12 protein-coding genes and 3 tRNA genes are annotated in these 11,316 nt (G+C 48.8%); 6 read left to right on the top strand and 9 right to left on the bottom strand.

The features are described 5' to 3' along the window. The 8 genes from G465_RS14610 to G465_RS14605 all read right to left on the bottom strand — a co-directional run. Window positions 1–389, bottom strand: a 389-nt coding sequence (locus G465_RS14610; RefSeq protein WP_022654606.1) for a GTP-binding protein, incomplete at its 3' end; no start/stop codon positions are given. Window positions 390–432: 43 nt separating this feature from the next. Continuing rightward, window positions 433–507, bottom strand: a tRNA-Thr gene (locus tag G465_RS0111490). Between the two features lie 17 nt (window positions 508–524). Next, window positions 525–598: transfer RNA gene (locus tag G465_RS0111485), tRNA-Gly, on the bottom strand. 40 nt (window positions 599–638) lie between these two features. After that, a tRNA-Tyr gene (locus tag G465_RS0111480) sits at window positions 639–723 on the bottom strand. A 140-nt stretch (window positions 724–863) separates the two neighbouring features. Continuing rightward, complete coding sequence (locus G465_RS0111475) at window positions 864–1,118, bottom strand: YfhL family 4Fe-4S dicluster ferredoxin (protein ID WP_022654604.1); 255 nt, start codon at window positions 1,116–1,118, stop codon at window positions 864–866. A gap of 68 nt (window positions 1,119–1,186) precedes the next feature. Continuing rightward, on the bottom strand, window positions 1,187–1,777 hold the full coding sequence (gene rsmD / locus G465_RS0111470) for a 16S rRNA (guanine(966)-N(2))-methyltransferase RsmD (RefSeq protein WP_022654603.1): 591 nt from the start codon (window positions 1,775–1,777) through the stop codon (window positions 1,187–1,189). Window positions 1,778–1,832: 55 nt separating this feature from the next. After that, window positions 1,833–3,170, bottom strand: coding sequence for a M16 family metallopeptidase (locus tag G465_RS0111465; RefSeq protein ID WP_027405421.1), 1,338 nt, complete (start codon window positions 3,168–3,170; stop codon window positions 1,833–1,835). Next, window positions 3,160–4,527 (bottom strand): M16 family metallopeptidase, encoded by a 1,368-nt coding sequence (locus G465_RS14605; RefSeq protein WP_022654601.1) that lies wholly within the window; start codon window positions 4,525–4,527, stop codon window positions 3,160–3,162. The genes G465_RS0111465 and G465_RS14605 overlap by 11 nt, the downstream gene beginning before the upstream one ends. Before the next feature lie 178 nt (window positions 4,528–4,705). On the opposite strand from G465_RS14605, the gene ftsY reads away from it, so the two are divergent. The 6 genes from ftsY to G465_RS0111430 all read left to right on the top strand — a co-directional run bounded on the left by ftsY (window position 4,706) and on the right by G465_RS0111430 (window position 10,567). Further along, window positions 4,706–5,815, top strand: a complete 1,110-nt coding sequence (ftsY, locus tag G465_RS0111455; RefSeq protein WP_022654600.1) for a signal recognition particle-docking protein FtsY — start codon at window positions 4,706–4,708, stop codon at window positions 5,813–5,815. A 39-nt stretch (window positions 5,816–5,854) separates the two neighbouring features. Beyond that, window positions 5,855–6,505, top strand: a complete 651-nt coding sequence (gene ftsE, locus G465_RS0111450) for a cell division ATP-binding protein FtsE (protein WP_027405420.1) — start codon at window positions 5,855–5,857, stop codon at window positions 6,503–6,505. 7 nt (window positions 6,506–6,512) lie between these two features. Beyond that, window positions 6,513–7,421 (top strand): cell division protein FtsX, encoded by a 909-nt coding sequence (locus tag G465_RS0111445; protein WP_022654598.1) that lies wholly within the window; start codon window positions 6,513–6,515, stop codon window positions 7,419–7,421. A 204-nt stretch (window positions 7,422–7,625) separates the two neighbouring features. After that, window positions 7,626–8,495, top strand: coding sequence for an RNA polymerase sigma factor RpoH (rpoH, locus tag G465_RS0111440; RefSeq protein ID WP_022654596.1), 870 nt, complete (start codon window positions 7,626–7,628; stop codon window positions 8,493–8,495). Window positions 8,496–8,557: 62 nt separating this feature from the next. Beyond that, window positions 8,558–9,916, top strand: coding sequence for an adenosylmethionine--8-amino-7-oxononanoate transaminase (gene bioA / locus G465_RS14600; RefSeq protein WP_022654595.1), 1,359 nt, complete (start codon window positions 8,558–8,560; stop codon window positions 9,914–9,916). Window positions 9,917–9,958: 42 nt separating this feature from the next. Beyond that, window positions 9,959–10,567: a class I SAM-dependent methyltransferase gene (locus G465_RS0111430; protein WP_022654594.1), complete on the top strand. Its 609-nt coding sequence runs from the start codon at window positions 9,959–9,961 to the stop codon at window positions 10,565–10,567. 26 nt (window positions 10,568–10,593) lie between these two features. On the opposite strand, the gene G465_RS0111425 is transcribed toward G465_RS0111430, so the two are convergent. Further along, window positions 10,594–11,085, bottom strand: a complete 492-nt coding sequence (locus G465_RS0111425) for a TlpA family protein disulfide reductase (protein WP_022654593.1) — start codon at window positions 11,083–11,085, stop codon at window positions 10,594–10,596. Window positions 11,086–11,316 lie beyond the last annotated feature (231 nt).

Genomic DNA, 11,316 nt, shown 5'->3' with positions numbered 1-11,316 from the left:
TAAGGCACGCCCACTTGGCGAGCTAACAGGATGTGTTCGCGAGTTTGTGGCATAGGACCGTCAGCAGCGGAACACACCAAGATCGCGCCGTCCATCTGCGCTGCACCGGTAATCATGTTCTTCACATAGTCAGCGTGACCTGGGCAGTCAACGTGAGCGTAGTGACGGGTGTCGGTTTCGTATTCGACGTGAGCGGTGTTGATGGTGATGCCGCGTGCTTTTTCTTCGGGAGCGCTGTCGATCTGGTCGTAGCCTTTGGCTTCACCGCCGAATTTTTTCGACAAGATAGTGGTGATTGCAGCGGTCAGCGTGGTTTTACCGTGGTCAACGTGGCCAATGGTACCGACGTTAACGTGGGGCTTGGTACGCTCGAACTTCTCTTTTGCCATGATCGGACATTTCCTTTGACTTTTAAGCCAAACAAAAAGAAGATGGTGCCCATGGGCGGAATTGAACCGCCGACCTCTCCCTTACCAAGGGAGTGCTCTACCCCTGAGCTACATGGGCCTTTTGACTTATTGCACTGGAGCGGGTGAAGGGAATCGAACCCTCGTCGTAAGCTTGGAAGGCTTCTGCTCTACCATTGAGCTACACCCGCCTGCTTAACACCGCCAATTTAAAACTTTTACAACAAATTCTGGTGGAGGGAGAAGGATTCGAACCTTCGAAGGCAGAGCCGTCAGATTTACAGTCTGATCCCTTTGACCGCTCGGGAATCCCTCCTGAAAGAGACCCGAACTATAAAGATATCTCGTAGACCAGTCAAGCGCTTTTTGCAAAAAATTTTTGCGTAAAAAGTAAAAAAGCCCGCAAAAACGGGCTTTTTTATTTCAATTCATCAGGTTAGTGGACTGCATTCAGTCTTACGCCGATTTACCCGTGATGATCAAATACTTCTGATACAGCTCATCATGGGTTTCTTGGTGCGCAGGATCCAAAGGAATACAGTCCACAGGACAGACTTGTTGACACTGTGGTTCGTCGTAGTGACCCACACATTGCGTACAGAGGTTGGGATCGATCACATAAATCTCTTCACCCTGTGAAATCGCATTGTTAGGACATTCCGGTTCACAGACATCACAGTTGATGCATTCGTCGGTGATGATTAAAGCCATACTATTTTCCTCAAGTATTTACTTCGTGGTGGATTGTGGCATTGCTACCGCTTCGCTGCAAGACAGCACTAGGACTCGACAGCAGCTAATCGCAACAGACCGTAATGCACATGCCCCGCTTTTGCTTGTTTCACCACATTCCAGCCGGACAGTTGCTCTGCCTCTGGCCATAGTCCGGTTTCGATATAGACACAACCGGTGGCAGTCAATAACCCTTGCTGTTGGATCAACGTTAAGGCTTTAAATAGCAGATCGGAAGCAAAAGGCGGATCAAGAAAAATGACATCAAAAGGCACTTTAGCTTGCCGCATCCACGCCAGAGCATCCGTTTGCACCACTTGTACGGTTTGCGCAGCGAGCTGTTTTTGGTTTTCTTTTAATGCCATCACCGCCGTACGCGAGGCCTCAAGCATAAAGACTGCCTTTGCTCCACGAGAAGCCGCTTCAAACCCCAGCGCACCACTGCCAGCAAAAGCATCCAAACATAACTGCCCAGTTAATTCTTGTCCTAGCCAGTTAAACAAAGTCTCACGAACCCGATCGGGAGAAGGTCGCAAACCTTCGCTCTCAGGAAAGCTAATCAAACGACGACGCAAGCTGCCGCCGATAATCCGGACTTTGTGGCTACCTTTATTTTGACTACGTGCTGAGTTTGACATCAATTATCCAGTGTTAAATCGCTTAGATTCCATTTTAGCATTGGCTTGGCTCTGGTTATTGCGGCTCGACCCCAACCATGACCCGTTGCCATTGTTGGGAAGCGACACGGCGCCCAAACGCTTGTTGAATTTGCTCACGACTGACAGCGGCAATGCGTTGGGTGTAAGCCGAGAGAAAATCATCTGGCAAACCATAAAAACCTATCACCGCTGCGTAGTCGAGCAATTTACGGTTGTTATCTAGGCGCAATGGAAAACCCCCAATGAGATGATTTTTTGCCTGCGCTAATTCTTCATCAGTCGGCCCTTGTTGCATAAATTGCGCCAGCACTTGGTCAATCAGGGCATTGGCTTGATCTGCATTTTTCTTTTGTGTTGCCAACTGAATCACGAAAGGCCCCGCTTCGCGCAATGGGCTCATATAACTGCTCACGCCATAGGTCAAACCATGCTGATCTCGCAACACACGCATCAAACGCGAGTCAAATCCTCCCCCGCCTAAAATATAGTTACCCACTAATAAGGGGTAATAATCAGGATCATGCCGTTGTAACAGCGGCATCCCCAACATGATGTGAACTTGTGAGGAAGGATGTGGACGTTTGATAAGTTGCTGTGTGGCAACAGTAGGCACTCGATTAGGCGTGGTCTGTTGTGTTGCCACACGGGGTAATGTCTGAGTCAGTTGTTGTGCAATGCCTTTGGCTTCTTGTTGGCTGATATCGCCTACCAAGGTTACCGTTGCTTTGGCCGCTTGATAATGCTGTTGCCAAAAGGCCAATATATCGGCACGCCGCACACCGGCTACAGTGGTCACCGAGGTCAGAGCATCATAACCATAAGGATGCGTCGGATAGATCGCCGTGGTTAATAACCGATCCGCCACACTTGCCGCATCTGTTTCTGCCTGTTTCAAGCCTTCGATTGTGCGTTTTTTTTCACGCTCAACTGCCGCAGTAGGGAAGCTAGGATTGCTCAGTATGTTGCGAAATAAGGTTAACGCAGCAGTGCGCTGTGGCTCACTGCTTAAAGTGCGCAGTTGTAACCCAGCACGTTCCGTTTCGATCGAACTACTTAAGCGCGCCCCTTGGTCAGCCAATTTTTCTGCTAATACTTGCTCAGAATACTGTGTGGTGCCTGCTTGTAATAACGATAGCGTTAAGGCGGATACCCCCGCTTTTTGTGGTGAATCACGCCAATAACCAGCATCAAAATCAACACGCACATCCAACATCGGCTGATTGCGGCTTTCAATAAACACCACCCGCGCACCTTGTTCGGTTTGCCAGCGCATGAGCTGTTGTGCCTGCGCCCAACTCGTACTCAATGCCATGCCTAAAACCAAAGAAGCCACTTGCAGCTGTCGCCACGGTTTCATCACCTTAGTTAGCATGTTTCGCCCCTTTTGTGATTGCAGCAGTTGTCGTTTTTTCTGGCAACAATACGCCGACAGTTAAACGCTGATCGACTAGATAGCGCTGTGCCACCCGTTGAATATCGGCACTGGTCACCGCGAGCAACTGTTCTAATAAAGTTTCTTCCTGACGCCAATCAAACCCCAGCGAAGCAAGTCGGCCCAAATTCATGGCTTGACCAAATAAAGAGTCTTTTTCATAGACTCGAGAAGCCCGCATTTGAGTGCGCAGCCGTTGTAACTCACTTTCACTCACACCATGCTGCACCAATTGCGCCAGCTGCTTACGAATGGCTGTTTCCATCTCGGCGACAGCCACCCCTGCCGCCGGCACTGCGGTAATGGTAAATAGCGCAGCACCCCGTCCCAGCATGTCGTAATCCACACTCACTGAACTAGCAGATTTCTGTTCTCTGACCAGTGTTTTCGGCAATCGTGATGACTCTAGCCCATCCAACACCGCCGCCAGCATCGCCAACGCAGGGGCATCTGTTTGCGCTTGATTGGGCAATAAACGGGGAACTTGCCACGCCATAGCGAGGTAACTGAGTTCCGAGGGACGATGAACCGTAAACCGCTTCAGGCCCAACGGTTCGGGTTCTTGTCGTGGTACAAAACTCGGTAGGGGACGTTTTGGTAAGCTGCCAAAGTGTTTTTCAGCCATACGGAACACTTGCTCGGGTTTGACCGCCCCAACAATCACCAATGTGGCATTGTTTGGTGCGTACCATGTTTGATACCAACGCCGTAAATCACTGGCCTGCATGGTTTGTAGATCATCGGCCCAACCAATAATTGGATGGCGCGCAGGGTTGGCGACTAAAGCTTGAGCAGATAATTGTTCAAATAACACGCCAGTCGGTTGATCATCTGTCCGTAAACGGCGCTCTTCGCGAATCACCTGAATTTCTTTCGAAAATAAATCTTCAGAAATCCGCAAATTGGCCATCCGGTCGGCTTCTAGCCGAATGGCTTCTTCTACCCGATCTGCCGCTAATTGTTCAAAGTAAACCGTATAATCACGGCTAGTAAAGGCGTTGTGTTTTCCACCCAAAGCCGCAATGCGCCGCGAGAATTCACCGTCGGGCACTTGCTGTGTGCCACGGAACATCATGTGTTCTAATGCATGAGATACACCGGTTAACCCTTGACTTTCATCGACTGAGCCGACGCGATACCACAATTGTGAAACCACAACCGGTGCCCGTTCATCGGTGCGTACAATCAGCTTTAAGCCGTTATCAAGGGTTTTTTCTACCGTTTCTGCCTGCGCTGTGATCGAGACGCCAAGCAGCAGACCACACAACACCGAACGTAGAGAAAAAAGCTTTGCCATGATGGTTCATGTCCTAAGCAGAAGAAAAACCGAATACAATTCCGATTTTGACCGGCTTGCCACTGTCAACCAGTTGGCTTGCCACCACGATGACAGTCAACACCCTTGTGCCAATTGCGCTGACTGACTGTTGTAATGTCACCTGTTTTTATTTCGCAGATGGTTTATCAATTCTCTCATGTTTAGTTTCTTCAAAAAGAAAAAACCGCCAGTTGTTGAGCCCGTTGTTAGCACCGAGCCCACCACACCAACAGCCCCCCCTGCCGAATCAATCGAACCTGTGGTGGTATCCGAGCCTGTTATCGAGACAAAGGTTCCCGTCACCGTCACCGTCACCCCACCACCACCGCCTGTAGCAGCAGAGGCGCCAGCCTCTCGTAAATTGTCATGGACAGAGCGGCTGAAAAGTGGCCTTGCCAAGACACGCGATAAGCTAGGTAAATCGCTGGCAGGATTATTTGGTGGGGGCAAAATCGACGAAGACTTGTACGAAGAACTCGAAACAGTCTTATTAACCGCTGATATGGGCGTCCCTGCTACCACACACTTATTAAAAGAAGTGCGTGAGCGTGTATCCTTAAAAGGTCTCAAAGACGCCAGTGAATTAAAAGGTGCGCTGAAAGATGCCCTACATGAACTGATTTTACCGTTGGAAAAACCGTTACAAACCGATCAGCATCGTCCTTTTATTATCCTGATGGCGGGGGTAAACGGTGCAGGCAAAACCACCTCGATTGGTAAATTGGCCAAATATTTCCAAGGTCAAGGTTTATCTGTCTTACTCGCCGCAGGGGATACTTTCCGCGCAGCAGCACGCGAGCAACTGGCTGAATGGGGTGCACGTAATAATGTGACCGTGATTTCTCAGGAAAAAGGGGATGCCGCTGCCGTCTGTTTTGATGCCATTCAATCTGCCATTGCCCGCAAAATCGATATTGTCTTGGTGGATACAGCAGGACGGTTGCCCACCCAGTTACATTTGATGGAAGAAATCAAAAAGGTCAAACGTGTCATTGACAAAGCACTCCCCGGTGCACCACATGAAGCCTTATTGGTATTAGATGCCAATACCGGACAGAATGCCCTCACACAAGTGAAAGCCTTCGATGATGCCTTGGGCTTAACCGGTCTAATTTTGACTAAATTGGACGGTACAGCAAAAGGGGGCGTGATTGCGGCCATTGCTCGCGAACGCCCCGTGCCACTGCGCTTTATTGGTGTTGGTGAGACCTTAGACGATTTACGTCCTTTCCATGCCCGTGACTATATCGATGCGTTATTCGATTAAGCAAAGCTAACCATGACCAGCGCCCCCTCACCCAACCCGATGATTCAATTTTCTGAAGTCAGCAAAGTGTATCCTGGCGGGATTGAAGCTCTTAACCAATTGACCTTTCAAATCGACAAGGGTGAGATGGTGTTTCTTGCCGGCCATTCAGGGGCCGGCAAATCCACCTTGTTGAAACTGATTGCCGGCATTGAACGTGCCAACCGTGGGACAGTGACAGTGAATGGGCAAAATCTTTCTAAGATGCACCCCACCGAACTGGCCTATCTACGGCAACACATTGGTTTGATTTTTCAAGATCATAAAATTCTGTTCGACCGCACTGTGCATGAAAATGTGCTGTTGCCATTAGAAATTATTGGTTTTGATCGCCGAGAAGCCGCCAAGCGTGTTCGTGCCGCCCTAGACAAGGTGGGCTTGCTTAATAAAGAGAAAATGAATCCGGTGCGCTTATCCGGTGGTGAACAACAGCGCCTTTGTATTGCCCGCGCCGTCGTCCATCGACCCGCCATTTTGTTAGCCGACGAACCCACCGGCAATCTCGACCGCGCTTATGCACAGGATATTATGGAGTTGTTTAAATCCTTCCATCAAGTTGGCGTCACGATTGTGATCTCAGCCCACGATGAAATATTGATGCGCGAATATGGCCAACGCACTATTCGGCTTTCTCAAGGCAAACTAGGCTAGGGTGTGTATGCAACGCTTTTTTTATTTACACCTGCGGGCAGCAAGCCAAGCACTCCGCACACTACTCCAGCAACCCTTAAGCAGTTTATTAGGACTGGCGATGTTGGGATTGGCCGTGGCACTGCCGGTTTGTCTGTATCTCTTGGTCAGCAGCGCCCAACAATGGAGCCAAGGGTTAACCGTTAAGCCCGAGATTACCGTCTTTATGGAGCTGAATGCCGAACGGACTGATGTTGTCGTGGTGGATGAACATTTGCGCCAGCATAAGTTAATCGCCGACTATGAATTTATCAGCCGTGAACAGGCGCTGAAAGTCTTACTAGAAAAACAAAATCTACAAGACATCGGCCAAGCCCTTGGCGGTAATCCCCTACCAGATGCTTTTATCATCCGCCCAAAAGAACTGACGCCAGAACAGATGGAACAATTGGCGGTGGAACTCAGTCACTTACCGCTGGTCGAAAATACGCAATTTGATGCCGGTTGGGCGCGCAAATTGGCACAAATTTTGGCTGTGCTACAACATTTCACCTTGGTGTTAGGTGCAAGCTTGGCAGTGACCTTACTGTTGGTCACCCATAATATGATTCGTATGCAGATCTTGGCACACCGTGATGCGATTGAAGTATCAAAATTGATCGGAGCTCCCAATCCCTTTATCCGGCGGCCTTTTCTCTATTTGGCGGTGTGGCAAGGGGGGATTGCTGCGGCATTAGGATGGGGCTTGGCTCAAGCCTTTATCGCGACACTCAATCCTTTAATTGCTGATTTTGCCGCGCTCTATCATAGCCAAGCGGAACTACACAGCCTAAATTTGGAAGAAAGTGCCTTGTTGGTTGTCAGTATCATTGGCCTCTCTTGTTTAACTGCAGCATGGACATGCACGCGCTTATTGCGCAAACTAGAACCACGCTGATGCCAACCGTATTTAAGACAAGGTTAATATAGTAGTTAAACAATGGTCACATTCGATCGCTGCTTTAAGTCAGTTTTGATAGAGAAACACTATAGTTGCGATAAAAAAATACTTGACTAAAAAGCTAGTCTATTTCTAGCACTCTCTATAGACGAGTGCTAGAATAAAAACAAAGAAGACATCTTCCGGAAAGGAAAGCGAAAGATGAGCAAAGCATTCGCATTACCAATTCCATCCAGCAATGGCAGTCTGGAAAGCTATATCGCAGCGGTGAACAGCATTCCGATGCTGACGCCCGAACGTGAAATCGAATTGGCAACCCGCCATCAAGAACATCAAGACATTGATGCCGCTCGTGAGCTGGTGATGTCGCACCTGCGCGTGGTGGTGTCGATAGCACGCGGCTATTCTGGTTATGGCTTACAACAAGCAGATTTGATTCAAGAAGGCAACATCGGCCTGATGAAGGCAGTGAAGCGCTTTGAACCAACTCGCGGTGTGCGTCTGTTTTCGTTTGCAGTGCACTGGATTAAAGCGGAAATCCACGAATTTATCTTGCGCAACTGGCGCCTCGTTCGTATTGCCACCACCAAACCACAGCGCAAATTGTTCTTTAACCTGCGCTCGATGAAACGTGGTTTTAGCGCGCTCACCGATAGCGAAGCACAAGACATCGCGTTGGCTTTAGGTGTGAAACCTGAAGAAGTGCGTGAGATGGAAACCCGTATGAGTGGGCAAGACATCGGTTTGGTGGCAGACAATGACGATGATGATGCGTTTTCGCCTATCGATTGGCTCGCCGACCACGATAACGAACCGACTCATCAAATTGAACGCAAAGCATTCGACCGCTTACAAAAAGAAGGGATTCACGAAGCGTTGGAAAGTCTAGACGCACGGAGTCGCCGGATTATTGAAGCACGTTGGTTAGCTGATGATGGTGGTTTAACGCTCCACGATTTGGCTGCTGAGTTCAATGTGTCGGCAGAACGCATCCGCCAGATTGAAGCGAAAGCCCTACAAAAAATGCGTAGCGCGATGCTACAAAATCACAACGAAATCGTCATCGCTTAATATTTGTTTTCGAACACTGACAACAGGCCCCTCGTGGGCCTGTTTTTTATGGAAATCACCCGATGTCGCCCTCTCAGGACTTATTAGCACGCAGTCGCGCAGCAGTTTGGCACCCTTGCACCCAAATGCAACGTCACGAAACCCTGCCGATTATCCCGATTATTCGTGGGGAAGGTAGCTGGTTATATGGTGAACAAGGGGTGCGTTATTTAGACGCTGTGAGTTCATGGTGGGTGAATCTATTCGGTCATAATGAGCCACGCATCAAAGCCGCTATCAGCCGTCAGATGGATCAGTTAGAACATGTCATCCTTGCTGGTTTTACACACCGACCAGTGGTTGAGTTGTCTGAACGTCTTGGTGCGTTATCTGGGTTGGGCCATGCTTTTTATGGCTCGGATGGAGCATCGGCGACAGAAATTGCCTTGAAAATGAGCTTTCACTATTGGCGCAATCAAGGACAGCCAGAGAAAACGCGTTTTGTGCATCTTGAAAACAGCTATCACGGCGAAACGGTTGGTGCACTGGCGGTAACGGATATTCCTTTATTTCGCCAAACCTATGCCCCACTGTTGATTGAAGGTCTATCGGTACCGTGTCCGGATAACCGACACACTACCGCCGAGCGTGATGCTAAACAGTTGGCAGAGCAAGCCGCACAAGCAGTTGAACGACTCTTTGCCGCACAACATCAACAGATTGCCGCCATGATTGTTGAGCCGCTCGTGCAAGGCGCCGCCGGCATGGCAATGTATCACCCACATTATTTACAGCGCGTCCGCGAGTTGTGCGACCGCTACCAAGTATTATTGATTGCGGATGAAATCGCGGTAGGCTTTGGCCGTACCGGTCGTTTTTTTGCCCACCAACACGCCGAAATCACGCCTGATTTTCTGTGTTTATCGAAAGGGATTACCGGCGGCTATTTGCCGTTATCCGTCGTGCTCACCACCGATGCGGTGTATGACGCTTTTTATGATCCAGATGTGACACGCGGCTTTTTACATTCACACAGCTATACCGGCAATCCTCTGGCTTGTGCGGCGGCGCTGGCGGTACTCGATATTTTTGAACAAGATCAGGTCTTGCAGTGTAATGCGCAGAAAGCAGTGGCCTTTACCCAGCAATTGCAGGGATTGTGTGATTTACCGTGGGTAACGCATTTCCGCCACTGTGGGATGATTTGGGCGTTTGATGTGGTGTGCGAGCGCAATGACTTTGCCCTCGCGTTTTTCCGTGAGATGTTACAGCACGAATGTTTGGTGCGGCCGATTGGAAAAACGGTTTACTTTATGCCGCCCTATTGCACCACCGAGGCAGACATCACCCATTTTTACCATGCCACCCGTGCCAGTTTAACCGCCGTCTGTGGCAATCAAACCACCCCATCACATATCACCTCAGATCTGAAAATGGCATAATAATCACAGAAGTTATGAATAAATTTTTTATGAGGTTACGCGATGCCTGTTTTTCTACATGTTGGCTGTGGGCCAAAACGTAAAAATCAAACCACAGCAGGTTTTAATACTGAAAGCTGGATAGAAAAGCGTTTAGATATCGATCCAAACGTTCAGCCTGATATTGTAGGAACAATGACTGATATGTCAGCAGTTACAACAGAATCAGTTGATGCATTGTTTTCTAGCCATAACATTGAGCATCTATATCCGCATGAGGTCCCAAAAGCACTTTCAGAGTTCCATAGAGTACTGACAGAAGAAGGATTTCTTGTGATTACTTGTCCTGATTTACAAGCTGTATGTGCATTAATTGCTGAGGACAAACTGACAGAAGCAGCCTATCAAAGTCCAGCTGGCCCAATCGCTCCAATAGATATCCTTTATGGATACAGACCGTCCATGGCTCAAGGAAACCTTTACATGGCCCATAGATGTGGATTCACTCAAAAGGTTCTGACAGGTACTTTGTTATCTGCTGGTTTTAAAAATGTCGCGGCGTTTCGACGCACACATCCCTTCTATGATATCTGGGCAATTGCTAGTAAGTCAGAAAGAACGGAAACAGAATTACGGGAGCTCGCTGGAGCACATTTTCCAAAAGGAAATTAAATCGTAAATTTGTTTCAAATAAAATCTTAGAGGCGCGGTTTCACTGCATCTAATAGGTTTTGTTCAGTAATTTTGCCAGTCAGGCGGGCCGTGATATTGCCATCACGGTCTAACACCACCGTAAACGGCAAAGCACCGATTTTATTGCCAATCGTCCGCATCAACTCCAAAGCACTGTTATCTGCCACCAACAGCGGATAGGTAATAGAAAACTGTTGGGCAAAGTTTTTGACGGGGATTTTCTGATCCAGCGCAATCCCCACCACCGCTACCCCATGTGGGCCAAACCGTTGTGAAAAGGTGTTTAACATCGGCATTTCTTCACGGCAAGGGGCACACCATGTCGCCCAAAAATTGACTACCACTACTTTCCCACGCCAATTCTCAACCGACTGTAGCTTGCCATTCACATCAGGAAAACGCGCCTGATCGAGTGCCGATCCTGCCCACGCCGTTAAGGGGCTGCAAGCAGCAATCAATGCGGCCATCATCAGATGGCGGCGGCTAAACAGTGCCATATTTTCATCCTTTTTGTGCTTGTTGCATGGTGATCGCCGACTGATGCGCTTAGAATGTTTGCTCTTTTTCTGATGCAAAGGCAACAGCGATGTCGATCTTGGTTTGTGGCTCGGTGGCTTACGATACCTTACTGCATTATGTAACGGTCAAATTTTTTCGGACAGAGAGATAGGTTGTGTGTTTGCCATATTCTGTTCGTAGACAGCTGGGGGCAAATAACCCAGAGTTGA

The organism is Aquaspirillum serpens DSM 68 (assembly GCF_000420525.1).
GTDB lineage: Bacteria > Pseudomonadota > Gammaproteobacteria > Burkholderiales > Aquaspirillaceae > Aquaspirillum > Aquaspirillum serpens.
This window is presented reverse-complemented; position numbering and strand designations above follow the sequence as displayed.

Excerpts from the sequence above, each read along its gene's own strand:
- G465_RS0111445 (WP_022654598.1), top strand. The coding sequence starts at position 6,513 with ATGCAACGCTTTTTTTATTTACACCTGCGGGCAGCAAGCCAAGCACTC.
- rpoH (WP_022654596.1), top strand. The coding sequence starts at position 7,626 with ATGAGCAAAGCATTCGCATTACCAATTCCATCCAGCAATGGCAGTCTG.
- G465_RS14605 (WP_022654601.1), bottom strand. The coding sequence starts at position 4,527 with ATGGCAAAGCTTTTTTCTCTACGTTCGGTGTTGTGTGGTCTGCTGCTT.
- G465_RS0111425 (WP_022654593.1), bottom strand. The coding sequence starts at position 11,085 with ATGGCACTGTTTAGCCGCCGCCATCTGATGATGGCCGCATTGATTGCT.
- rsmD (WP_022654603.1), bottom strand. The coding sequence starts at position 1,777 with ATGTCAAACTCAGCACGTAGTCAAAATAAAGGTAGCCACAAAGTCCGG.
- G465_RS0111430 (WP_022654594.1), top strand. The coding sequence starts at position 9,959 with ATGCCTGTTTTTCTACATGTTGGCTGTGGGCCAAAACGTAAAAATCAA.
- bioA (WP_022654595.1), top strand. The coding sequence starts at position 8,558 with ATGTCGCCCTCTCAGGACTTATTAGCACGCAGTCGCGCAGCAGTTTGG.
- ftsY (WP_022654600.1), top strand. The coding sequence starts at position 4,706 with ATGTTTAGTTTCTTCAAAAAGAAAAAACCGCCAGTTGTTGAGCCCGTT.
- G465_RS0111465 (WP_027405421.1), bottom strand. The coding sequence starts at position 3,170 with ATGCTAACTAAGGTGATGAAACCGTGGCGACAGCTGCAAGTGGCTTCT.
- ftsE (WP_027405420.1), top strand. The coding sequence starts at position 5,855 with ATGATTCAATTTTCTGAAGTCAGCAAAGTGTATCCTGGCGGGATTGAA.
- G465_RS0111475 (WP_022654604.1), bottom strand. The coding sequence starts at position 1,118 with ATGGCTTTAATCATCACCGACGAATGCATCAACTGTGATGTCTGTGAA.